This is a genomic window from Parvibaculum sp. (assembly GCF_030694575.1).
In the GTDB taxonomy this organism is placed as follows: Bacteria; Pseudomonadota; Alphaproteobacteria; order Parvibaculales; family Parvibaculaceae; genus Parvibaculum.
Genome location: NZ_JAUYUS010000120.1, coordinates 43,605 through 65,894, shown reverse-complemented (window position 1 = coordinate 65,894; position 22,290 = coordinate 43,605). Strand labels below are relative to the sequence as shown.

Sequence of the window (22,290 nt, the reverse complement as noted above, 5' to 3'; positions counted from 1 at the left end):
TCGCGACGGCGGGGGCTGTCTGTTTGGTTGTTTTCGGCGAGATGGCGGGCGAACTCGCTGGCGGCGCCGGTTGCGGGCGTGCGTATGGAACCGGGCTGAATCGTGAGGGATTCCGGGGCTTTAGCGCGTTGGGGGGCCGGGGAAGTCAAATCCATATCGTCACCTGGTCGGAAAGAGGGCTCGCCCAAAGGAAGCAAGCGCCGGGCCATGAGGCGCGTCCGGAAAATCTCAATAAATTCATTGGGTTGGTCTTGACGGGGCGGGCGCCTCGCCCGATATTCGCTGCCGGATCGGCAGAATTTGCCGGGCCATATGGGGCGTGTGGCTCCCCCGACTGTCACCGTACTGTCATAAATATGTCATATGGATGCCGGCCCCTGTCAGCCGGCACGAGGATCATGCCCGACGCTTTCGACGAAACGACCGGCCTCAACAGCCTCGATCTTCCGGGCCGCCCGGAAGAGACGCGGGTGGTCGTCGCCATGTCGGGCGGGGTCGACAGTTCGGTCACGGCGGCGCTGCTCAAGGAGCAGGGCTACGACGTCGTCGGCATCACCATGCAGCTCTACGATCACGGCGCCGCGGTGTCGCGCAAGGGGGCCTGCTGCGCGGGGCAGGATATCCACGATGCGCGCCGGGTGGCGGAGCGGATCGGCATCCCGCATTACGTGCTCGACTATGAAGAGCGGTTCCGCCGTGAGGTGATGGACGATTTCGCGGATTCCTACGCGGCCGGCGAAACGCCGATCCCCTGCGTGCGATGCAACGAGCGCGTGAAGTTCCGCGATCTCCTCGACACGGCGCGCGACCTCGGCGCGGCGGCGCTGGCGACGGGACATTATATTGCGAGCCGGAAGGGCGTCACGGGCCGCGAACTCCACCGCCCGCGCGACCTCGACCGCGACCAGAGCTATTTCCTCTTCACCACGACGCGCGAGCAGCTCGACTTCCTGCGCTTTCCGCTGGGCGAACTGACGAAGCCGGAAGCGCGCGCTCTCGCCGCGCGGATGGGGCTCGACATCGCCGACAAGCCGGACAGCCAGGACATCTGCTTCGTACCGTCGGGACGCTACACGACGATCGTGCAGAAGCTCCGCCCCGGCGCGTCGGAGCCCGGCGACGTGGTGCATCTCGACGGGCGCGTGCTCGGCCGTCACGACGGCATCATCAATTTCACGATCGGCCAGCGGCGCGGCCTCGGCATCGGCGCGAGCGGACCGGAGAGCGAACCGCTTTTCGTGGTGAAGCTCGATCCGGCGCGGCACCGGGTCATTGTCGGCCCGAAGAATGCACTCGAAACCCGCAAGCTGACGCTGCGCGACATCAACTGGCTCGGCGACGGTCCGTTCGAGGCGGTGCCGGAAGAGGGCGTGGCGGTGCTCGCCAAGGTCCGCTCCACCCGCGCGCCCGTTCCCGCCCGGCTTCGTCGCGACGGCGAGGGCGCGACGGTCGAACTGCTGGAAGGCGAGGAGGGGGTCGCCCCCGGCCAGGCTTGCGTCTTCTACGAGGCGGCGGATGGCGGGCGCGTTCTCGGCGGCGGCTGGATCGCCCGGGCGGAGAGCCTGTGGCAGGTGGAGGCGGCGGCCGCGCCGGCGGAGGCCGTTTCTCCGTGAATCGCAATTTGGCCTCAATCGGGCCCGATATAGTGTTGCCGTGCGCGGGCGAAAGCCGCACATTGGCTGGGTATCATTCGCGGGGTGAGCGGCTTTGAACGGGATAGCCCGGATAGACGAACAGTCAGTCATCAAGGCGTATGCGCGCTGGGCTCCTGTTTACGATTTCTCCTTCGGTCCCGTGGCGGATGCGGGACGCAAGCGCGCCATCGACATCATCAACCAGCGCAGCGGTACGCTGCTCGAGGTCGGCGTCGGAACGGGCGTCGCGCTGCCGCGATACGCGCCGCATCTCACCGTGACCGGCATCGATCTCTCGCCGGACATGCTGCGGATCGCGCGCCAGCGCGTGCGCGAACGCAAGCTGACGAATATTGCCGGCATCTACGAGATGGACGCCTCCGAACTCCGCTTCGAGGATGCGTCGTTCGACACCGTCGTCGCGATGTATGTGATGACCGTGGTGCCGGACCCCGTGCAGGTGCTGAGGGAACTCGAGCGCGTCTGCGCGCCGGGCGGCGAGGTGGTGATCGTCAATCACTTCGCGCAGGATCACGGCGTTCGCGGCTGGGTCGAGAGCTTCATGGCGCCCGCCGCCCGGGCGCTCGGCTGGCACCCGGATTTCCGCGTCGAGACGATCACCGACATCACGACGCTCGACCTCGTCGAGACGGTCAAGCTGAAGCCCTTCAGCCTCTTCACGATGCTGCGGTTCCACAAGCCGGAAGCGGCGGAGACGGCCGTCGCGCCGGAGGCCGCGGCCGCCGTCTGAGAGGCCGGCATTCCCGGAAAATTCGAGGAGGCGGCCTCCATTTGCGGGGAGGCCGCCCTCTTGCTTGACAGGGCTTCCCGCCGACCCTTATATCCGGGTCTCCCGAAGGGCGGGGCCCACGCAATTCCCCGCCTTTTCGCCCCTGGGGCGGAGTAGCTCAGTTGGTTAGAGCAGCGGAATCATAATCCGCGTGTCGGCGGTTCGAATCCGTCCTCCGCTACCACTTTCCCTTTCCGATAAATAAAAAAGTTCCCGCGGCACCCGCCGGGCGTTGGCGCGTTTCATGGCTTCCAGGTGCGGCGACGGGCCGGGCCTTATGAATGCGTAAAGGGAGAGGTCATGGGAAAGAAAGCAGCCGACACGAACCACCTGAACGAACTTCTGTATCAGGCTCTCGAAACGGAAGCGGGCGGGATCAAGGTTTACGAGACCGCGATCGGGTGCGCGGTGAACGACGACCTGCGGGAGGAATGGACCGAGTATCTCGGCGAGACGAAGAACCATCACCGCATCCTGCTCGGCGTTTTCGAGGCGCTGGGGCTCGACCCGGCCGCGATGACGCCGGGGCGCGAAGTCGTTGCGCATATCGGTTCGTCGCTCGTCAAGGCGATGGAAATGGCGAAGAGCGCGGGCGATCCCGACGCCGCCCAGCTTGTGGCGGGCGAATGCGTGGTTCACGCGGAAACCAAGGACCACATGAACTGGGAGCTGATCGGGCTTGTCGCGGAGAAGACATCCGGGCCGACGGCCAAGGTGCTGAAGGAAGCCTATGAGGCGGTGGAGAAGGACGAGGACCACCACCTCTACCACACGACGGGCTGGACCCGGGAATTGTGGATCGACGCGCTCGGCTTCCCCGCCGTGCTGCCGCCGCCGGAAGAAGTGAAGAATGTCGAGACGGCCATCGGCGCGTCGCGGGCCGAACAGGCGCGCGGCGACATGCTCAAGGGCCGCCATTGATCTTGAGCCATCGATCTCGATGAGGAGTTGTCTCCGGGATGCGGGCGGGAACCCCGCTCGCATCCCCTGGAGACAGGCGGCACGGTTCCTGCTCGTACAAAGCCTGTGAGGTCCCACTTCCCGCGACGAGGCGTGTTTTCGCCCCGGAACGGGCCGATGTGTCACAGGATGAAACGAATGATGACCAAATTTTCCCGGCGCTGGCTTGCTCTCGGCGGTGCCGCCGCCGTTGCCGGAGCGACGTTTCTTTATGCCGTCGCCAGCGCGACGCCCGCCTATGCCTGCAACAGCGGGGGCGGCAATTACAATTTCAACGAGAACCTGAACTTCAATTCCAACGAGAACTACAACTACAACTACAATTCAAACAGCAATTCCAACTCCACGACGACGACGATCCGCACCACCGTTTCCGGCTAGAACGGGCAGGGCACGGAGTAGGTGCGGACGGTGCCGTCCGCCGGATGGTGGAGGGTCAGGGTTTCGGCGTGGAGCTGCAGGCGGTCCGCCGCGGCGAAGGCTTCGCCCGTTGCATAGAAGTTGTCGCCGAGTATCGGATGGCCGAGGCTCAGCATGTGGACGCGCAATTGATGCGAGCGGCCGGTGAGCGGCGAGAGACGCAGGCGCGTCGTGGTTTCCTCGCGCGCCAGAATTTCCCACTCCGTTTGAGCCGGCCGCCCCGCCTCCATGTCCACCATCTGTTTCGGCCGGTTGGGCCAGTCGCAGGCGATGGGCAGGTCCACGCGGCCGCTTTCCCCCACGACATCTCCCCAGACGCGCGCCACATAGGTCTTGCGGATTTTCCGCCGCTCGAACTGGAGACCGAGATGGCGGTGCGCCTTCGGGTTCATCGCCATCACGATGACGCCGGAGGTGTCGCGGTCGAGACGGTGGACGATGCGCGCGTCGGGATAAGCGTCACGCGCGCGCCGCTCCAGACAGTCGCCGTGTTCGGCCGGCTTGCCCGCGACGCAGAGCAGGCCGCTCTGCTTGTCCAGCACGAGAATGTCGGCGTCACGATGCAGCACCGTGAGGTGAGGCTCCATCGGGGGCTCGTAACGGAAGGGCGAGGACATTGCGTTTCGCGTCAGTAGTGCGGCGGGGGCGGTTCGACCGGCGGGGGCGCATCCGAATTTTCCTCGACCGCCTGCATGCGTCCGCTCAGGGCGGCGAGCTTGCGGCTCAGTTCGTCGATGGCCTTCCATTGCCGTGCGATCACTTCGTTCAAATCGTCGATCACCTTGTCCTGATGGACGAGGCGAATCTCGAGTTCGTCGATCCTGGCATCGGGCGTCTTGTTACCTGTCATGAGCCGATCTTCATTTCCAGACGTCGCGGCCGCGCGGATGAGATTTCGCTTTGCGGCCGGCGATAATTTCTTGATGGCGTATTCCGCCCTCGATGCGGCGGCACGGTCCGCGAAATCCTGCACGAGGACCAGCCGCTCCGGCGGATAGCTGCGGGTGAATTTGGCGCCCTTGCCGGAAGTGTGGGCCTTGAAGCGATTTTCCACGTTCACGGTGATGCCGGTATAGAGCCGTCCGCCGGCACATTCCAGAATATAGAGATACCACGGCTTCGGGATTTGGGGCGGCATGGGCTTCCTGTCCGGTCGCTGCGTTTTCTCTCCCGCGCCCCGCGCCTGTCCGGCTATGATCGGGCCGGGGATACTTGTCGGGGGGCAGGGGATGAACGGGCATAGTAGCCTGAAATATGTGGGCGAGGCTTATCTGGGTGTCCGGCGGCACCTGGAGCCGCTGCTGGCGGAGCTGGGCTCGGAAACGGCTTTCAAGATTTATGTGCTGCTGGGCGGGCTGGTCCTTCTGGGCCTGTCGATCGGGGCGGCCTTCCGGATGATGCGGGACCTGAAAGACCTGAAGAGGAGCGCTTTCGAACACCGCTTTCCGGGGCCGAAGCCGGGGGATCCCGCCAAGGTGGAAGCGCGGCGAAAGAAAGTGGAGGATTTTCGGGCGGCGAAATGGAGAAAGCTCTCAGGGAGCTTCACGGGGCTTGTCGTTTTCGGGTTCGCCGTTCCCTCCGTCTGTCTCTATTTCGGCGCGGCCTGGTATTCCTGGTTCGATCCGCATGTGCCGGCCTTCGTGGCGGAGGGCGGGGCGTATCTGTCGAACCCCGATGCGTGGCTTCTGTCCGTTTTCGTGCTCGATCAATTCACGCATGGGGCTTTCATGGATATAGCCGAGGTTTTCGACCTCGGATGGGGCGAGATCAGGAACAACCCGGCCAATCCGGTTTTCTCGGGCGCCGTTCTGCTCTACAGGTCCTTTATCGCCAGTTTTGCCGTTGTCGCCTTCTTCTTCATCCGGCGTTCGCTTGCCATTCTCTGGGACCTTTACCGTGAGCCGGCGCGGGGCGCCGTTCAGGCGCAAGGCGCCTAATGCCACGGTGACGGGCCGCTTCAAAAAGTGTTAGATGCCGCCAGTCCGGCGCAGTATTGGCATGGCAATGAAGAAAAGACGAAGCGGCGCGCTTCGCGGTCTCGCCCAGGTGGGCACGCGGAAGAAGCCTGACGGCAGTTCCTTTGGCGACGTGCTGGAATCGCTTGGCGATCGCAGCTTCGGCTGGGGTTTCATGCTTGTCGGTTTCATGAACATGCTGCCCCTGCCGCCCGGGACCAACATGGTGCTGGGCTTGCCGATCCTTTTCTTTGCCACGCAGATGATGTTCGGCATGAAAACGCTGTGGCTGCCGGCATTCATCACCGAGCGGGTCATTGCGCGCAAGCGCTGGCGCGCCGGAGCGCTGAGCGCGCTGCCGCTGGCGCGGCCTTTGTCCCGGATCACGCGGGTTCGTCTTCTCGGCGTCTTTCAGGGGAAGGCGGAACAGCCGCTCGGCCTGCTTCTGCTCGTTACGGGCATCGTGCTGTGCCTTCCCATTCCGCTCACCGGCTGGCTTCCCGCCATCTCGCTCTTCGTCACGGGACTGGGGCTTGTCGAGCATGACGGCGCGATCGTGGGCCTCGGAATTGCGATTGCGCTCGCGGCGATTGCGATCGGCGTCGCGATGGTTTTCGCCATCTATTTCGGCATCAACTACGCGGCCGCATAGAGGCCGTCATTTCCCGAGATCGTACCGGCCGCCCTTTTCGATGCCGCGCTTGTAGGCGGGGCGGTCGTGAATGGCCGAGAGATAGCGGTTGAGGTTCGGGAAACCCGCGAGCAGGCCGAGCGACTTCGCGGCTTCGAGGGGGAAGGACATCTGGATGTCCGCGCCGGTCAGGCTGCCGCCGACGAAGAAGTCGCGCTCTCCCAATGCTTTCTCGATGTAGCCGAAATGGTTCTTCGTCTCGCTTTCGATGCGGGGGTGGAGGGGTGCGCCCGCATCGCCGAGACGCATCACGTAGAGCGACAGCATGACGGGGAGCATGGCCGATCCTTCGGCGTAGTGCATCCAGTGGAGATAGGGCACGAAGTCCGGCGAGCTTTCCGCTGGCATCAGGCCGCGGCCATATTTGCGGATCAGATATTCGACGATGGCGCCCGACTCCGCGATCACGGTGCCGTCATCCGCGACGACCGGCGATTTGCCGAGCGGATGTATCTCCTTCAGGCTGTCGGGAGCGAGGTTCGTGGTTGCGTCGCGATCGTAGCCGACGATGCCGTAGCCGAGACCGAGCTCCTCCAGAAGCCAGAGAATGCGCTGCGAGCGGGAATTGTTGAGATGGTGGACGGTGATCATTGCGGCGCCTTTGCATTTGGGGAGAGTGGAGAAAAATTGAGGAGCTTTGTTGCAGTCCGAAGCGTATGATCGAGATCGTCACGCGCATCGATACCGGCGTCGGCAGTTCGCGCACAGGGTCTGCGCTACATCGGGAGGCCGATTGTGGCCAAAGGTCAGAAGAAGAGCAATCGCGAGGCGAAGAAGCCCAAGGCGGACAAGAACAAAAAGAAGTCAGGCGCAGCGCCTGCTTCTCCGTTCGCCGATACTGCAAAGTCCGGCGCGCCGGGCAAGGGCAAGAAGTAATTCCAGCTTTTCGACGGCGTGCGCGCTCCGGCGGACTTACAGGGTCCGCAGGGCGTGCACGCTGAAGAGCTGCTTGTCGTCCGTCCAGACTTCCAGAGGTTCGTAGCCCGCTTCGGCCGCGAGGACCCGGAAAGTCTCCAGCCGGTATTTGTGCGAGCTTTCGGTATGGATGGTTTCATCCTTGTCGAAGCCGAACCGGCGACCCCCCACCATCACCTCCTGATCGCGCAGGCTGACGAGATGCATTTCGATGCGTTCGAGAGCGGCGTTCCAGCGCGCCTCGTGACGGAAATGCGCGAGTTGGAAGGTACCGCCGAGTTCGCGGTTTATGCGCCGCAGCAGGTTGAGGTTGAAGGCCGCCGTGACGCCGGCGGCATCGTCATAGGCCGCCCGCAGAATGCCGGTGTCCTTGACGAGGTCGGCGCCGACGATCATCACCGCGCCGCGCCCCAGCAGATCGCGCGCGCCGGCGAGGAAGCTCACGGCTTCGTCGCGCGTGAAATTGCCGATGGTGGAGCCCGGGAAAAAGCCGGCGGTCGCCTTGTGCGCGATGCCGGGCAGGTCGGGCAGCGCAAAGGGGGCGGTGTAATCCGCGCAGACGGGCGCGATGCAGAGATCGGGGAAGGTGCGGGCCAGATCGGTATTGGCCGCGATCAGGTGTTCGCGCGAGATGTCGACCGGCAGGTAGGCGGCCGGGCGGTCGAGCGCCTTCAGGAGCAGGCGGATCTTCATGCCCGCGCCCGAGCCGAATTCGACGAGCCGCGCTTCCGGGCCGACAAGAGCGGCGATGTCGCGCGCGTGCCGCTCCAGAATGCGGCGCTCGGTGCGGGTCGGGTAATATTCCGGCAGGTCGCAGATGTCGTCGAAGATCTGCGAGCCGCGGCGGTCGTACAGGAACTTGCAGGGCAGTGTCTTTTGCGGCGCCGAGAGACCCTCGACGACGCTCGCGCGAAACTCCGCAACAGACGGTTCCAGATCCTGGAGTTCCTCCAGCCGTGTTTCGCTGCTCTTGCTCATGCGTCCTCCGCCAGACGGAACCCGCTGAATTGCCAGCGTGCGGCGGGCCCGAAAAAGTTTCTGTAGGTGAGGCGTTCATGGCCGGGCGGCGTCGCGCAGGAACGGCCGCGCAGGACCATCTGGTTGACCATGAACTTGCCGTTGTATTCGCCGACCGCGCCCTTCGCCGCCCGGAAGCCGGGATAGGGCAGATAGGCGCTGCCGGTCCATTCCCAGACGTCCTGCGAGAAGCCGGGCACCAGCGGGCGGGGATGGGGATTGAGCGCGGGCGTCTGGCCGTTTTCAGGCGCATGGGCGCGCGCGGCGACTTCCCATTCCGCTTCCGTGGGAAGGCGTTTGCCGGCCCAGGCGGCGTAGGCGGCGGCCTCGTAGAAGCTGACATGCGCGACCGGCTCGTCCTCGCGCACGGGACGGCGTCCGTGCAGCGTGTAGGTCATCCAGACGGCGCCCTCCCGTTCCCAATAGGCAGGGGCTTCCCAGCCGTTCCGCCGGACGGCGTCCCATCCATCCGAGAGCCAGTGATCGGGCCGACTGTAACCGCCATCGGCGATGAAATCGAGATACTCGCCGACGCTGACCGGACGGCCGGCAATTTTCGCGTCGTGCAGGAAGACGGTGTGGGCGGGGCCTTCATTGTCGAAGGCGAAGCCGCCGCCGTCGTGGCCGATGGCGTGGATGCCGGCGGCGATGCCGTGCCAGCGCTGTCCGGGGGCGGCGTCGTTCGCGGCGGCGTTTCGTTCGGAGGGGATGTAGACCGGATGGAGGGGGGTCAGGGAGAAGGCGTGCTTGATGTCGGTCAGCAGCAATTCCTGGTGCTGCTGCTCGTGATTGAGGCCAAGCTCGACGAGGAAGGCGGCCTCGTCCGGGCAATCGTCGAGGAAGCGCGACATGGCCTCGTCGACATGCGCGCGATAGGCGCCGATCGCGGTTGCGCCCGGTCGCGTGATCATGCCGCGCGCGGGCCGCGGATGCCGTTCGCCGACCGCCTCGTAATAGGAATTGAAGAGGTAATTGTAGCTCTCGTCGAAAACCCGGTAGGTCTCCACGAAGGGGCGCAGGAGGAATGTCTCGAAGAACCATGTCGTGTGCGCGCGATGCCACTTCGTGGGGCTCGCTTCGGGCATCGACTGGATGGTTTGATCTTCGGGGGTGAGCGGGGCGGCCAGCGCTTCGGTCGCGGCGCGGATGGCGATGTAGCGTTCCTTCAGTTCGGCCGGACTTCCCGTTCCGTTGCGAGACGGTGCTTCATTGCGCGGATCGCCGCTCGCGCGAGTGGTGAATTCCGCCATGAAGGTGCCTCGCCATCTTCTTCGCCCATTCAACTCATAACTCATGCAACCATGTAGGGTTCCACATCACAACTTTGAAGGGGCCAATCGGCCCCGGACGAGAGTGCCATCCATCCTTCACGAACAATCACCGGGCAAAGAAAAATGGCCGGGCGTGAGGCCCGGCCATCGAAATATTGTCGGCTTGGAAGAACTTACGCGACGGAGAGATTGGCCGCCGAGGTCTTGCCTTTTTCCGTCACGAGTTCGTAATTGATCTTCTGGCCTTCGTTCAGCGTGCTCATCCCGGCGCGCTCAACGGCGCTGATATGCACGAACACATCGCGACCGCCATCGGACGGCTGAATGAAGCCGTAGCCCTTCTGCGTGTTGAACCACTTCACAACACCTGTAGCCATTTCTAAGTCTCCTGACGCACTTGCATGCGTGATTGACCGCGCGCCCATCGCGCGGCGTGCACAACCTGTTTTTGGAGTCTTGAAAGGCCCTGAGGGCGAAGCAGCCAAGGCAGGCCAAAAAATATAGATTGCGGGCCAAGACAACAGGATATGCCGGGATGAGTCAATCCATTTGTCTGACGGTTTGTCCAGAGACGACCCGCGATTCAGATCGAAATCCTCAGGAAATCCGCGTGTCTCAGCCGCGTCCCCGCAGCTTTTCATGGACGGCGTCGAGGGCGCGATCGATGGCGTCTTTCGCACTTGCGGTCAGGCCGCCGCGCTCGTATTGGCGCTTCACCAGTTCTTCGAGCCGGTTCACCATGCCGTCGATACTTTCGCCGTCACGCTTCACGGCGAAGTCGGGCGGGGCGACGCGATCGGCGTCGCCATATTTGTTGATCCAGTCCTCGACGCGGCGCGCGGCGTGCAGCGTGTCGTAAAACTGCCGGCCGGTTTCGCCTTCGCGATTGAAAAGGGAGATGACCGCCGCGCCGAGCGAGACCGGGCTCAGCAAGATGTCCTTCACGCTGTCGAGGACCAGCTTGCCCTGGAAGACGGTGACGTCGCGCAGCAAGACCCAGCGTGTAACCGCGGGCTCGTTCCGCTCCCGGTCGGGGTGCAGCCCGTCGCGGTGCGCTGTCATCGTTTCGCTCCCGCGCCGGACGGCGCCTACTTCTCGATGTTCTTGCGGACGAAGGTCACGGCGTAGAAAAGTTCGCCCTCGAACAGATCCTTCGGTGCGCCCATGCCTTCGATCATCTGGAACTTGCGCTGCACGATCTGGCCTTCCATGCGATAGCCCTTCTCGCTCATGTTCCGGCGATGGAATTCCATTGCGGCGGGCGTGAAGTCGCGCGCAAGAACGGTGATGCGCTCGGGCAGGTCGCTTGTGCTGGTCTCTTCGGCCATCGGTCTCTCTAGCTCGTTTATTCGACTGAATGCCGGGAATCCCCGGCGGTTGCGGGGCAGTATGGGGCGGGGGCAGGGGCTTGTCGATAGGCGCCCTGCCTAAAGCAAGGGCTGCGGCGGCAGGGTGAAGGAGCCCACAAGAAGCACCAGGCCGAACAGCAGGATCACGGCGCCGCCCGCGATCTTCAGGCCGCGTTCCAGGCGTATGGCCCAGGGACTGTCCACGCCGCCCGCCACCCGAAGCGCGAGCCGCTTCGAGAAGACGGTGAGGAGCGCCAGCACCGAAACGGTGATGGCGGTGCCGACCGACATGACCACCGCCGACATGACGCCGACAAGAAACGCACCCTGCGTGACCGAAAAGAGGAGCACGAGGACAGCGCCCGTGCAGGGCCGCAAGCCGACCGACAGGATCATGGCGGCCATGCCGCGGATGCCCCTGTTTCCAGCGGCGCGGATTTCCGCCGGTGTCGGGATATGGGCATGGTCGTGGTCATGGTCATCGTGGCCGGGGTGGTCATGGTGATGGTCATGATCATGGCCGTGCTCGTGACCGTGATGGCCGTGGCCGGCGGGTTCGTTCCGGAAGGCCTGCCAGAGCAGCCATGCGCCCACGCCCGCAATGAGCGCGAAGCTTGCCCGCTCGATCAGCGGAACCGCATCCGCCGTGGCGCGATGGGTGAGCCCGATGAGAATAGCGAGAATGCCGACCGCGAGGATTGCCGTTACCGCCTGTGCGAAGGCGGAGAGAAAAGCGATCAGGATGCCGCGCTTCACCTCGCGCTCGTCGGCGAGGATGTAGGAGGTCACGACGATCTTGCCGTGGCCCGGCCCCGCCGCATGAAAAACGCCATAGAGAAACGAAATCGAGACGAGGCCCCAGACCGCCGCCATCGACTGCTGAAGGTTGACCGCGCGCAGGGCACCCGCCATGGCGCGGTAATATTCCTGCTGCATCGCCATGATGTAGCGCGTCATGCCGGAGAAGAGGCCGGGCTCGGGCGCGGCGGGCGCCGCTTCCTGACCGGGGACGGCGAAGGGGCTTTGCGCGAGCGCCGGTTCCTGCATGGCCGCGAGCGCGCCAAGCGTCAACAGGATCAGCAATGCGGCTCGCCGGCGCATCATGTTCGCGGCGCGCATGTCAGCGAGGCCGTGGTCGCGAAATAGGCGCCAAGCTGCGACGTTGCGCTCGTGAAGGCGGTTTCGGGCAACGAAGTCCAGACGTTCTCGGCGTTCGGAACCTCGGTCGTCAGGGTGCAGCCGTCATGCGGCCCGCCGGTGAGACGGATCGGGTCGTCCTTCACGTAGTCGATCGAAATGTAATAGGAGGGATCGTAGACGCGGAATTTCACGGGCGACGCGGCAGTTGCGAGACGCGGCTCCGCGAGCGGCACGGTGAAGGCGAGGGTCAGCCGCCCGGCCGTGTCGTCCCATGTCGATTTTCCGTCGCGCGCCTCGCCGGTCTTCACCGGGGCGCCATCCGCGATCACTTCGAGGAAGTAATTGTATTCGGCAAGATTTTCGAGGTTCACCGAGGTCAATCCGGCGAGCAGCGCCTCGTCATAGGTGCCGTTTTTCTTCTGCGCATCCTCGACGGCGAAGGCGGAATAGAACTCGTCGAAGGTCCAGCTGATCTCTATGGCGGCGACACGGCCCTTGTCGTCGAATTGCAGGGCCGTCGTCATGTCGATCCAGACATGCGGATGCGCGGAGGCGGAAGACAAGGGGACGGCTGAAAAGACAGCGGCCAAGGCCAGCGCGACGAGCGCTGTGAAACCCGGAAGGTACTTGCCTGTCATCTGCTGCCTTTGTTCCGGTTTGCGACGGCGGATGGGCGGCCGGGGAATTGCCCGGCCGCCCACGCCTTCAGTAGCCTTCGAGTGTTGCGTAGCGGTCGCGATGGAAGTTGCCGTCGCCGAAGCTTGCCGCCGCGACGCGGGCACGCTTCATGAAGAGGCCGACGTCGAACTGATCGGTCATGCCCATGCCGCCATGCATCTGCAAGCCCTCGTTGGTCATCAGGGTCGCGATGTCCGAGAGACGCGATTTCGCGAGGCTTGCGACCTGGGGCACGTCGTTGCGGCGTCCCTCGAGCGCGGAAAGCGCGTCGAGGACGACGGAGCGGCACAGTTCGATTTCGGCGAAGAGTGTCGCCATGCGGTGCTGCAGCGCCTGGAAGGAGCCGATCACCTTGCCGAACTGCTTGCGTTCCTTGAGGTAGGCGAGCGTGGTGTCGAAGACTTCCTGCGTGAGACCGAGCATTTCGGCGGCGAGGCCGATCCGCGCGATGTCGAGCACCTCTTCGAGGACGTCGTTGCCGCCATCGACCGAGCCGAGCACGGCCGTGCCCGGCACCGCAACATTGCGGAATTCGATGTTGGCGGCGTTGCGGCTATCGACCATGCGGGTGCGCGTGACCTTGACACCTTCGGATTTCGGATCGACCAGGAAGAGCGTGATGCCGGAGCGGTCGTTGTCGCCGCCGCTCGTCCGCGCCACGACGACGAGCTGGTCGGCGACGTGGCCGTCGAGCACGAAGGTCTTGGCGCCGGTGATGCGATAGGAAGAGCCCTCCGCGACGGCCTTTGTCGCGATGCGGGTCGGGTTGTGGTGCGGGCCTTCCTCGAGCGCGAGTGCCATCACGCGGTCGCCCGCCGCGATGGCGGAGAGGATGTCCTGCCGCTGCGTCGCGTTGCCCGCGAGCTGGACGGCGGAGCCGCAAAGCAGCACGGTGGAGACCAGCGGGGTCGCGGCGAGCGTGCGGCCCGCCTGTTCGAGCACGAGGCCGAGGCCGACGGGACCGAAATCGGTGCCGCCGTATTTTTCGGAAATCATGATTCCGGCGAAGCCGAGATCGGACATTTCCTTCCATGCCGCGCGGTCGAAGCCTGTCTGGTCCTGCGTGTCGCGCAGTTTGCGAAGGTTGGCGATCGGCAGCCGCTCCTGAAAGAACTGCGTTGCCGTGTCGCGGAGAAGCTGCTGCTCCTCAGTCAGTACAAGTGCCATCTCATCCCGGATTGTTTGCTGTTTCTATATAAAAAGCGAAGAGCATGCCGGCGGCATGCCCGGATTTCATGCAAGGCGGCGTCAGTCGGGAAGACCGAGCACCCGCTTCGAGACGACGTTGAGCTGAACTTCGCTCGTGCCGCCTTCAATCGAGTTGCCCTTGGAGCGAAGCCATGAGCGCGTGACGGCGATTTCGTCCTCGCTGAAGCCTTCGCCCTCCCAGCCGAGCGCCTTGGTGCCCATCACTTCGAGGAGAAGTTCAAAGCGGCGCTTGTTCAGCTCCGTGCCGTAATATTTGAAGATCGATGTCGCGGCGCCGGGGCCTTGTCCCGCCTTGGCTTCTTCCGCCGAACGCTGGAGCGTCAGCGCGAAAGCCTTGCCGTCCATCTTCTGACGCGTGATGTGGTCGCGCAGCGACGGGCTGGCGATACGGCCGTTCGCCTCGCCGTAATATTCCTTGGCGACCTGTTCCAGACCGCCGAGACCGGCGCCCGAACCGGCGCCGCCGAGGCCCATGCCGGAGATCATTTCGCGCTCGTGCTGCAGCAGGCGCTTCGCGATGGTCCAGCCCTTGTTCAACTCGCCGACGAGATTCTTCTTCGGCACCTTCACATCGGTGAAGAAGGTTTCGCAGAAGGGGGAGGCGCCCGAGATCATGGAAATGGGCCGCGCCTCGACGCCGGGCGACATCATGTCGAAAAGCAGGAAGCTGATGCCGTCATGCTTCTTCGTCGGGTCGGTGCGGACGAGGCAGAAAATCCAGTCGGCCTTGTCGGCATAGGAGGTCCAGATCTTCTGGCCGTTGACGAGGTAGTGGTCGCCCTTGTCCTCGCATTTGGTTTGCAGGCCGGCGAGGTCCGAGCCCGCGCCCGGCTCGGAATAGCCCTGGCACCAGCGGATTTCGCCGCGCACGATTTTCGGCAGATGTTCTTTCTTCTGCTCTTCGTTCGCGAATTCGAGAAGGGCCGGCCCGAGCATCCAGATGCCGAAGCTCGACAGCGGCGCGCGCGCCTTGATGCGCCGCATTTCCTGATGAAGGACGAGGTTTTCCTCCTTGCTCAGGCCGCCGCCGCCATATTCCTTCGGCCAGGTAGGAGCGGTCCAGCCGCGCGAGGCCATGCGGTCGAGCCAGACTTTCGAATCCGGATTGGGCCACTTCGCATTGCGGCCGCCCCAGGGCGTTTCCTCCTCGGGCATCGGAGTCCGCATGGAGGCCGGGCAATTCTCTTCAAGCCATGCCCTTGTCTCCTCGCGGAATTTTTCCAGCGCTTCCATGTCTTTTCTCTTTCCGAAGTCAGTTGCTTGTGGCTGACACAATATCAACAGCCTCCGGCCAGGCAACCGGCATCGGAGGGGTAGACAAGGCGGTCTTTCGGGTGAGGGCTCAGGCAGATGCTTTTCCGTCCCGTTTCGGGCAGCCGGCGGCCTGGAAGCAAAGAGGCCGGTCATGGACCGGCCTCTTTTTAACCCTGTCTTTCGCGGAAGCGTCAGGCGGCGCCCAGTTCGCGCTTTGCGAATTCGGTGACCGTCTTGTAGTCGGCCTTGCCGTTCGGAGCGCGGAAGGGGACCGTGCCGATCAGGATGCGCTTCGGCGTCTTGTAGCCGGCAAGCGCCGCGCGCACATGGGCGCGCAGGGCGTCCTCGTCGAAGGCGGCGCCGTTGCTGAGCTTGACGACGCCGGTAACGGCCTGTCCCCATTTCTCGTCGGGCAGGCCGACGACGAGCGCGTCCTCGATCGAGGGGTGCCGCTTCAGCACTTCCTCGACTTCTTCCGGATAGACCTTTTCGCCGGCCGTGTTGATGCAGGCCGAACCGCGGCCGAGCAGCGTCAGCGTGCCGTCGGTTTCGACGGTGCACCAGTCGCCGGGGATCGCATAACGCTCGCCGCGCACGGTCTTGAAGGTGCGGGCGCTCTTTTCCGGGTCCTTGTAGTAACCGACCGGGATCGGCGCGCCGAGGGCGATGAAGCCCGGGATGCCGGAGCCGGGCTCGACGGGTTCGTCGTTCTCGTCGAAGACCTTGCAGCGTTCGCCGATCTGGAATTTCGCGGTGGCGATCTCACCGTCCTTCGTCATCAGCGACGAACCGAGGCCGACGGCTTCCGACGCGCCGAAGCTGTCGGTCATGATCGCGTTCGGCATGTATTTCAGCAGGCCGCGCTTCACCTCGGTCGACCACATGACGCCCGACGAGATGATGGTGACGATGCTGGAGAGGTCGTATTTGCCCGGTGCTTCCTCGAGCGCGCGGAGCATGGGCTTGGCGAAGGCGTCGCCGACGATCGCGACCTGCTGGACCTTGTTGCGGTCGACCGCAGCCCAAAGCTCGTGCGGGTCGAGCGACTGATTGTCGAGGGTGACGACGCAGCCGCCCGAGAGCATGTTGCCGTTCGCGGTGAGAAGGCCGGTGCCGTGCATGAGCGGGCAGGCGGGGATCATGGGGCCGGCGGGACCGACTTCCTTGATGGAGGCGACGAGCGCATCCAGCGACTCCGGCACGGGGCCGAGGCGGCGCAATGCCGAAAGCTGCACCTCGCGCAGATCGTCGTGGCGCCACATCACGCCTTTCGGCATGCCGGTGGTGCCGCCCGTGTAGATGAAGAGGAGATCGTCGGGCGAGCGCTTGATGTCGAGTTGTTCGCCGCTGCCCGATGCCGCCAGCGTTTCGTAGCGTTCGGCGAAAGGCGCGATGTCGCCGCCGTCATTCACTTCGACGAAGGTCTGCACCTTCGTCAGGCGCGGGCGGATTTCCTCGATGATGTCGCGGAACTCGGTGCCGTAGACGACGGTCTGCGCATCCGAGTTGTCGAAGATGTAGAAGACTTCGTCGGGCTTGTAGCGGTAATTGACGTTCACATGCGTGAGACGCGCCTTGTAGGCGGCGGCGAGGAGCTCCGTGTATTCGGGCCGGTTGCGCATGTAGAAGGCGAGCTTGTCGCCCGGCTTCGCGCCGCGTTCGATGAGCGCGCGGGCGAGATTGTTGCTGCGCTTCGTCGTTTCGCCCCAGGTGATGCGACGATCGCCGTGAACGAAGGCGGGCGCGTCCTGCGGCAAGACAGGTGAAATGGCGTCGAGGATGTCCCCGAAATTCCAAGGCATTTCTTTCCTCCCAGAAAGCAAAATTTACTTGCCCCTCCGCTTCTCCGGCGGCTGGGGCCATTCTTTTGGCGACAATATACAGGGAATCTCCGGCCGGTCACCCGCAACCGGGCGGACGCCGCTTTCCCTGCGTCAGCAGGGGAGGGCGGGGGTCTCGTCCATGCTCACTACGAGGCATTTTACGGTGCCGGGCGCGCCGGCGCGCAGCAGGTTCTCCACCGTTGCCAGGAACCGGCCGTCGAGGCGGACGGCGGTATTGGGGTTCATGCGGCCATTATAGGGGCGGCCGGAGATATGCGTGATGGCGTTCACCTCGGTCGAGTTCACCGCCACGAGGTAGCTCGCGCCGCCTTCCCGAAGGATGAGCGGGCCGCCCGACCAGCCCGGCATCATGTCGCAATCGTGATTGAAGACGCGGGGGTCGAAGCGGTTCAGGTGCGAACCGAGCTTCGGCACGGGGCCGCAATTTTCCGACACCTGCAGCGGGCCGCGTTCGCCATTGTGGCCGGCGAGCAGGAAGCGCGCCTTGCGCGTTCTCAGTTCGTAAGCCTCGGCTTCGTCCACGACGCGGGGCAGGAGGCGCGAGAAATTCTCCGGCAGGCGGCGCTCCAGAATGGCGACCGCCCAGTCGTTGTGCCAGTTGCCGTAAGGCGAGAGCGTGCCCGTTTCCAGGAAGACGATTTTCGCGGCGAGGGCGGCATCGGCCTGCGGCCAGAATTCGCATTGCCGGAGAAGTTGTCCGTTGGAGCCGATGAAGGCGTGGGCGACGGTTGCGATGACATCGTAATAGGGCGAGGGGGAGCCGCCGGGCAGGGTCACGAGCGATGCCGTGGGGCGGCGCGTCGTGCCCTCGCAGACGATGGTGCCGACGCCGCTCAACCCGTCCCCGGGAAGGATGTCGCGCCGGTCGTCATGGCCGAAGATGTTCGCGTGGGCCGGGCCGACAAGCATCAACGTCAGCAGAAAGAGCCCTGCCGCAGAAGCCCGATAGCCCGTTGTCGCTTTCGTGCCGTGCATTCCGGGAAACCTCGGAAGCAATCAAGCCGATGATCCGACCAGAATAGCACGGGCGACGCTGCGCCAACGAACAAGAGGTCGTGATCCGGTCAGGCGGCGGCTTTGCGCCGTTTCAGCCACGCGGCGATGCGCAGGCCGAGAGCGAGAAACCCGAGACCGGCCGTCACGGCGAAGATCGGTTTCGGTTCGGGCGGCGTCTCGCTCATCAGGCGGCCGACATAGGAGTTCATGAAGATCAGCCAGACATAGGAGATGCCGGTGAGGTGGAGGCGCCGCCAGGTCTTCGGCCCGAGCTTGCGGACCGACCAGTCGTTGGAGGTCAGCGCCAGGAGCGCGATGAAGAGATAGGCGCCGCCGCCGCCGACAATCGTTACGACGCCCGGCATCTCGCCGATGGCGCGGTGGTAAGCGACGATGGCGCCGAGATGCAGGAAGTGGGCGAGTGCGAAGGAGAGGCCCATGTAGCGCCGGTTGCGCTTGAGCCAGCGCGTGAGCGGAGAGGGGAAGAGCTGCGCCAGCGCGGCGCTCGCGAAGACGGTGATGAAGATCAGAAACGCAAAGCGGGCCGTGTAGCGCGTGATGTGCAGCAGACCGTCCTCGCCGGGGCCATAGACGGCGATGCTTGCCGCCACGATGGCGCCGACGACGGCCAGAACGGACCCGAAGAGCCACCACGGTATCCGCCGCCCGCCGGCACGAGGCATGGACGGGTGTTGCAGAGTGCCATCGGTCATCGTTTCGCTCCCGAATTTTTCATACAAGCTGTATGATATGCAGCCTGTATAATTCGAAATCGTGTTTCATACAAGCTGTATGAATGAGGATATGACCCGTACGTCCCAGGCCAAACGCCCCTCGAAAAACCGCGACAAGCTGCTCGCTGCCGCGCGCCGGCTGTTTGCCGACCGGGGATATGCGGATACGGGTACCGAAGACATCGTGCGGGAAGCAGGGGTCACGCGGGGGGCGCTCTACCACCAGTTTGCCGACAAGCGCGATCTCTTTCGCGCCCTGCTGGAGCAGATGCTGCCGGAAATCGGACAGCGGCTGTTCGAGGAGACAATGGCGCGCATCGCGCATGACCGCGACGATCTTCAGGTCGGGTGTCAGGTGCTGCTCGGCATCTATACCGATCCCGAGGTCAGGCGATTGTTCCTGATCGAGGGGCCTGCCGTACTGGGGCTCGCGGACTGGAAGGCGCTTCAGGCGCCGCTCAGCACGCTGTTTCTCGATCATGCGCTGCAACATCTCGTCGACGAAGGGTTCATCGCCGCGGACGAGATGCGGCCGGTGAACGAGTTGCTGTCGGGTGCCCTGCAACAGGCCGCGTTGGGGATAGCCAGTGCCGAAAATCCTCAGGATGCGCGTGCCGGATATGCGCTCGGCCTCGATCGGCTTATCGCCGGGCTCATGCGCCGCAGCCCGGAGACGGCGGCCGCCCAACCCGCATGAGCGCGGCGGCTTGACGCGCCTTCTCCGTGAGCGCAGCGTCACCCGTGGAGGCGGGCATTCGCCCTCCGCCGCATGCAGGGAGGAACTCAGATGACATACCGGATCGGTATCGCGGCCGTCGCCGCGTTCTTCATTCTTGCGTTTGTGCCTGTGACCGTGAGTGCCGAAGAAGATGCCGAGGAACAACTCGAGCAGATTGAGGAGAGTTCGCAGGAAGCCGTCGTTGCGCCGAGCGACGAGGATGCCAAGGACCTGTCGGGTCAAGGCTTCGATACTCCGTCCACGGGTGAGTGAGGGAGATGAAAATGAAGTTTGGCATACCGGCGGCCGCCATTCTGGCGGGCCTGCTCATAGTGGCGCCGGTTCCGGCCCTGGCCGAGGATGAGACGCCGGTTCCGCTACCTTGCGACCCCGCCGATTGCGGACCCGTTCCGATCGAACTTCCGGGCTGCGACACCTGCGAACCGGGACCGGCGCCGGATCCGGGAACGGCACCCGGCGGCCCCATCGAATGATGGGTGGAAAAACAAAAAGGGCGGCCCGCAAGGCCGCCCTTTCGTTTCGATTGCGCTGCCGTTATTCGGCGGCGGACATCTTGTCGAGCGAGTAGGAGCGGTTGCCCTGACCGTTGAGCTGGAGAAGGTATTTGATGCCTTCTTCCGCGATGTCGTCGCCGATCATGCGGTCGCTCTCGCCGTAGAGTTCCTTCATGTCGATGAAGGCGGCGTAGTTCGGCGCCGTGCGGCCCGTGATGATGCCGGCTTTCAGGAGCGTTTTGATAAGCACACGGAAGATGTTGGAGGATTCCTGCATGCTTTCGCGGATATGCACGTCCGTCAGCGCTTCCATGAACGCGCCCTGCACCCATTCCCAGTCGAGGCCGACCGCGGCATAGATGTGCTTCTTCTGCTCAGGGCTTCCGAGGTTGAAGAGCAGGATCTGGAAAACTTCCCAGGCCCAGTCCTCGATCGCGTCGCGCTCTTCCGCCTTCAGGTTCGGAATGGTGCGGTCCGCCCAGATCTTGCCGAACTTGTGATGGAAGGCTTCGTCCGTCATGGTGAGCTGCATCAGCTTCACCATCAGCGGATCGCGGCCCCACTTGTAGAATGAGGCGAAAGCGCCCATCGCAAGGCCTTCGACCAGCATCTGCATGCCGACGAGCTTCTTCCAGACGAGCGGCGTGTTGACGAGTTCGGTCAGCACGTTGCCGAGCGCCGGGCCGACGGGCACGGGCTTGCCCCAGCGGGCCTTGATGTAGTTGGAGAAGCCGGCGACGTGGCGGGCTTCCTCGCGCGTCTGGTTGGCGGCGTATTCCTGCGCGCCCGGATCTTTGAGGATGTGGCAGAGGCTCGCGGACAAGGCCAGCGCGCCTGCTTCGCCGTGAAGGATGGAGGAGAGGCCCCACTGCACGTCGAGATTGACGAGCTTGATCTTCTGCTTTTCGTCGAGCTTGTCCTTGACGGCGGTCTTGAGGTCGGTGTTCTGCTCGGGGTCGATCAGGTATTCGTTTTCCATGTCGAAGGGCACGGAGAAGTCGATGTACTTCTTGTCCATCGGGTCCCAGAAATGATCGTGGGTCGCCGAGATGATCTTGTCGAAGGCGGTCGAGCGCTTGCCGTAGCGGTCCACTTCCATCATTGCGGGGAAATCGTCGGGGGCTACGGCTTCATAAGCCGCGTCCACCGTAATATTGGTCGTGATCTTCGTCATCGTTCCTCCTACCCTTGTGCAGAATGCCCTTGGCTCTCCCGTGCCCGGACAAGGAAGGGACAAGCCCTCCCGGCTCCGGCTTCCTGAATATCAATATAGGGGCAGGGGTTAATGGTTGCAAAAAATAATGACGCCGCTGTCATTTTTAGCGGGTAGCAGGGTCATACAGGCGGCAAGAACGGCCGAAAACCGGCCAAAATCCGGGGGCGAAATGAAAAAAGGCAGCGCCGAAACGGCTCATGGCACGCTGAGCTATGTGGAGAGCGGGGGCGAAGGGCCGGCCGTTCTGTTCATTCACGGCAATTCGTCGTGCAAGGAAATATTCGGGCGGCAACTCGAGAGCGGGATCGGCCGCGGCTATCGCTGCATCGCGTTCGACCTGCCGGGGCATGGCGAGAGCACGAACGCGCCGGAGCCGGAAAAGACCTACTCCATTCACGGCTTCGCCGATGCGTCGATGGCGCTTCTCGACGCGCTCGGCATCGAAAGGGCCGTTGTCGTCGGTTGGTCGCTGGGCGGCCATGCGGCGCTGGAGATGATGGCCCGCTGGCCCGGCACCGCCGCCGCCTGGATCACGGGCACGCCGCCCGCCGGGGGCGCCGACATGGGCGAGGCGTTCCTGCCGGGCGAGCACATGAACCTGACGTTCAAGGATGCGTTCACGGCGGAGGAAGCGACGATCTACGCGGCCGAGACCATCGGCGCGGACGTGGCGCCCGAACCGTGGATGGTTGCGAGCTGCAGCCGCGCGGACGGCCGCTTCCGTCCGCTGATGCTGCAATCGGTGGCGGCGGGGCTCGATCTCGACGGGCGGAAGATTGCGGAAACGTCGCCGCTGCCGCTTGCCGTCGTTTCTGGCGAGCTGGAGCCCTTCGTCAACAATGCGTTTCTCGCGAGCGTCGCCTACCGCAACCTGTGGGACGGCAAGGTTCATATCCTGAAGGGGCAGGGGCATATGCCGTTCTGGCAGGCGCCGGACGAGATCAACGCGCTGCTGAGCCGGTTCCTCGCCGACGTGACCTGAGG

General features: G+C 64.1%; 27 protein-coding genes and 1 tRNA gene. 12 read left to right on the top strand and 16 right to left on the bottom strand.

Features of this window, described 5'->3' with window-relative positions; all coding sequences use genetic code 11:
* The first annotated feature begins 398 nt into the window (after window positions 1-398).
* The 5 genes from mnmA (at window position 399) to Q8S60_RS17225 (ending at window position 3,765) form a co-directional block, all read left to right on the top strand.
* A complete protein-coding gene (mnmA, locus tag Q8S60_RS17245) occupies window positions 399-1,613 on the top strand; it encodes a tRNA 2-thiouridine(34) synthase MnmA (protein WP_305278624.1) in 1,215 nt (404 codons plus the stop codon).
* 94 nt (window positions 1,614-1,707) lie between these two features.
* Window positions 1,708-2,385, top strand: coding sequence for a class I SAM-dependent methyltransferase (locus Q8S60_RS17240; RefSeq protein ID WP_305278625.1), 678 nt, complete (start codon window positions 1,708-1,710; stop codon window positions 2,383-2,385).
* 146 nt (window positions 2,386-2,531) lie between these two features.
* Window positions 2,532-2,608 (top strand) — tRNA-Met (locus Q8S60_RS17235).
* Window positions 2,609-2,724: 116 nt separating this feature from the next.
* The gene (locus Q8S60_RS17230) at window positions 2,725-3,345 is read left to right on the top strand and encodes a hypothetical protein (protein ID WP_305278695.1); all 621 of its coding nucleotides are present in this window, start codon (window positions 2,725-2,727) and stop codon (window positions 3,343-3,345) included.
* Window positions 3,346-3,522: 177 nt separating this feature from the next.
* Entirely contained in the window at window positions 3,523-3,765 is a 243-nt protein-coding gene (locus Q8S60_RS17225; protein ID WP_305278696.1) for a hypothetical protein, read from the top strand.
* Here Q8S60_RS17225 and Q8S60_RS17220 read toward each other — a convergent pair.
* The gene (locus tag Q8S60_RS17220) at window positions 3,762-4,421 is read right to left on the bottom strand and encodes a pseudouridine synthase (RefSeq protein WP_305278697.1); all 660 of its coding nucleotides are present in this window, start codon (window positions 4,419-4,421) and stop codon (window positions 3,762-3,764) included. The genes Q8S60_RS17225 and Q8S60_RS17220 overlap by 4 nt on opposite strands.
* 11 nt (window positions 4,422-4,432) lie before the next feature.
* The gene (locus Q8S60_RS18985; RefSeq protein WP_370867316.1) at window positions 4,433-4,942 is read right to left on the bottom strand and encodes a SlyX family protein; all 510 of its coding nucleotides are present in this window, start codon (window positions 4,940-4,942) and stop codon (window positions 4,433-4,435) included.
* 91 nt (window positions 4,943-5,033) lie between these two features.
* Between Q8S60_RS18985 and Q8S60_RS17205 the strand changes: the two genes are divergently transcribed.
* Window positions 5,034-5,741, top strand: a complete 708-nt coding sequence (locus Q8S60_RS17205) for a hypothetical protein (protein WP_305278698.1) — start codon at window positions 5,034-5,036, stop codon at window positions 5,739-5,741.
* Window positions 5,742-5,802: 61 nt separating this feature from the next.
* Complete coding sequence (locus Q8S60_RS17200; protein ID WP_305278699.1) at window positions 5,803-6,411, top strand: exopolysaccharide biosynthesis protein; 609 nt, start codon at window positions 5,803-5,805, stop codon at window positions 6,409-6,411.
* A gap of 6 nt (window positions 6,412-6,417) precedes the next feature.
* On the opposite strand, the gene Q8S60_RS17195 is transcribed toward Q8S60_RS17200, so the two are convergent.
* Entirely contained in the window at window positions 6,418-7,041 is a 624-nt protein-coding gene (locus tag Q8S60_RS17195; RefSeq protein WP_305278700.1) for a glutathione S-transferase family protein, read from the bottom strand.
* Window positions 7,042-7,185: 144 nt separating this feature from the next.
* On the opposite strand from Q8S60_RS17195, the gene Q8S60_RS17190 reads away from it, so the two are divergent.
* Entirely contained in the window at window positions 7,186-7,326 is a 141-nt protein-coding gene (locus Q8S60_RS17190) for a hypothetical protein (RefSeq protein ID WP_305278701.1), read from the top strand.
* A 36-nt stretch (window positions 7,327-7,362) separates the two neighbouring features.
* Here Q8S60_RS17190 and egtD read toward each other — a convergent pair whose 3' ends face one another.
* From egtD to Q8S60_RS17130, 12 genes are all read right to left on the bottom strand, one after another.
* Entirely contained in the window at window positions 7,363-8,343 is a 981-nt protein-coding gene (gene egtD, locus Q8S60_RS17185; protein WP_305278702.1) for an L-histidine N(alpha)-methyltransferase, read from the bottom strand.
* Window positions 8,340-9,632, bottom strand: coding sequence for an ergothioneine biosynthesis protein EgtB (gene egtB / locus Q8S60_RS17180; RefSeq protein ID WP_305278703.1), 1,293 nt, complete (start codon window positions 9,630-9,632; stop codon window positions 8,340-8,342). The genes egtD and egtB overlap by 4 nt, the downstream gene beginning before the upstream one ends.
* Before the next feature lie 194 nt (window positions 9,633-9,826).
* Window positions 9,827-10,030 carry a cold-shock protein gene (locus tag Q8S60_RS17175; RefSeq protein ID WP_305278704.1) on the bottom strand — a complete coding sequence of 68 codons (204 nt, stop codon included), beginning with the start codon at window positions 10,028-10,030 and terminating at the stop codon, window positions 9,827-9,829.
* A gap of 238 nt (window positions 10,031-10,268) precedes the next feature.
* The gene (locus tag Q8S60_RS17170) at window positions 10,269-10,715 is read right to left on the bottom strand and encodes a hypothetical protein (RefSeq protein WP_305278705.1); all 447 of its coding nucleotides are present in this window, start codon (window positions 10,713-10,715) and stop codon (window positions 10,269-10,271) included.
* Between the two features lie 26 nt (window positions 10,716-10,741).
* Complete coding sequence (locus Q8S60_RS17165; protein WP_305278706.1) at window positions 10,742-10,981, bottom strand: AMP nucleosidase; 240 nt, start codon at window positions 10,979-10,981, stop codon at window positions 10,742-10,744.
* Between the two features lie 99 nt (window positions 10,982-11,080).
* Complete coding sequence (locus Q8S60_RS17160) at window positions 11,081-12,106, bottom strand: nickel/cobalt transporter (RefSeq protein ID WP_305278707.1); 1,026 nt, start codon at window positions 12,104-12,106, stop codon at window positions 11,081-11,083.
* Complete coding sequence (locus tag Q8S60_RS17155; RefSeq protein ID WP_305278708.1) at window positions 12,103-12,780, bottom strand: DUF1007 family protein; 678 nt, start codon at window positions 12,778-12,780, stop codon at window positions 12,103-12,105. The genes Q8S60_RS17160 and Q8S60_RS17155 overlap by 4 nt, the downstream gene beginning before the upstream one ends.
* Window positions 12,781-12,847: 67 nt before the next feature.
* On the bottom strand, window positions 12,848-13,987 hold the full coding sequence (locus tag Q8S60_RS17150) for an acyl-CoA dehydrogenase family protein (RefSeq protein WP_305278709.1): 1,140 nt from the start codon (window positions 13,985-13,987) through the stop codon (window positions 12,848-12,850).
* 81 nt (window positions 13,988-14,068) lie between these two features.
* The gene (locus Q8S60_RS17145; RefSeq protein WP_305278710.1) at window positions 14,069-15,262 is read right to left on the bottom strand and encodes an acyl-CoA dehydrogenase family protein; all 1,194 of its coding nucleotides are present in this window, start codon (window positions 15,260-15,262) and stop codon (window positions 14,069-14,071) included.
* A gap of 212 nt (window positions 15,263-15,474) precedes the next feature.
* On the bottom strand, window positions 15,475-17,085 hold the full coding sequence (locus Q8S60_RS17140) for an acyl-CoA synthetase (RefSeq protein WP_305278711.1): 1,611 nt from the start codon (window positions 17,083-17,085) through the stop codon (window positions 15,475-15,477).
* A 132-nt stretch (window positions 17,086-17,217) separates the two neighbouring features.
* Complete coding sequence (locus tag Q8S60_RS17135; protein WP_305278712.1) at window positions 17,218-18,102, bottom strand: serine protease; 885 nt, start codon at window positions 18,100-18,102, stop codon at window positions 17,218-17,220.
* 89 nt (window positions 18,103-18,191) lie between these two features.
* Window positions 18,192-18,836, bottom strand: coding sequence for a hypothetical protein (locus Q8S60_RS17130; protein WP_305278713.1), 645 nt, complete (start codon window positions 18,834-18,836; stop codon window positions 18,192-18,194).
* Window positions 18,837-18,927: 91 nt separating this feature from the next.
* Between Q8S60_RS17130 and Q8S60_RS17125 the strand changes: the two genes are divergently transcribed.
* The 3 genes from Q8S60_RS17125 (at window position 18,928) to Q8S60_RS17115 (ending at window position 20,069) form a co-directional block, all read left to right on the top strand.
* On the top strand, window positions 18,928-19,554 hold the full coding sequence (locus tag Q8S60_RS17125) for a TetR/AcrR family transcriptional regulator (RefSeq protein ID WP_305278714.1): 627 nt from the start codon (window positions 18,928-18,930) through the stop codon (window positions 19,552-19,554).
* A gap of 90 nt (window positions 19,555-19,644) precedes the next feature.
* Window positions 19,645-19,848 carry a hypothetical protein gene (locus Q8S60_RS17120; protein ID WP_305278715.1) on the top strand — a complete coding sequence of 68 codons (204 nt, stop codon included), beginning with the start codon at window positions 19,645-19,647 and terminating at the stop codon, window positions 19,846-19,848.
* A gap of 11 nt (window positions 19,849-19,859) precedes the next feature.
* Window positions 19,860-20,069: a hypothetical protein gene (locus tag Q8S60_RS17115; protein WP_305278716.1), complete on the top strand. Its 210-nt coding sequence runs from the start codon at window positions 19,860-19,862 to the stop codon at window positions 20,067-20,069.
* A 61-nt stretch (window positions 20,070-20,130) separates the two neighbouring features.
* Here Q8S60_RS17115 and Q8S60_RS17110 read toward each other — a convergent pair whose 3' ends face one another.
* Window positions 20,131-21,264 (bottom strand): ferritin-like domain-containing protein, encoded by a 1,134-nt coding sequence (locus Q8S60_RS17110; RefSeq protein ID WP_305278717.1) that lies wholly within the window; start codon window positions 21,262-21,264, stop codon window positions 20,131-20,133.
* Between the two features lie 211 nt (window positions 21,265-21,475).
* Between Q8S60_RS17110 and Q8S60_RS17105 the strand changes: the two genes are divergently transcribed.
* Window positions 21,476-22,288, top strand: coding sequence for an alpha/beta fold hydrolase (locus Q8S60_RS17105; RefSeq protein WP_305278718.1), 813 nt, complete (start codon window positions 21,476-21,478; stop codon window positions 22,286-22,288).
* Window positions 22,289-22,290 lie beyond the last annotated feature (2 nt).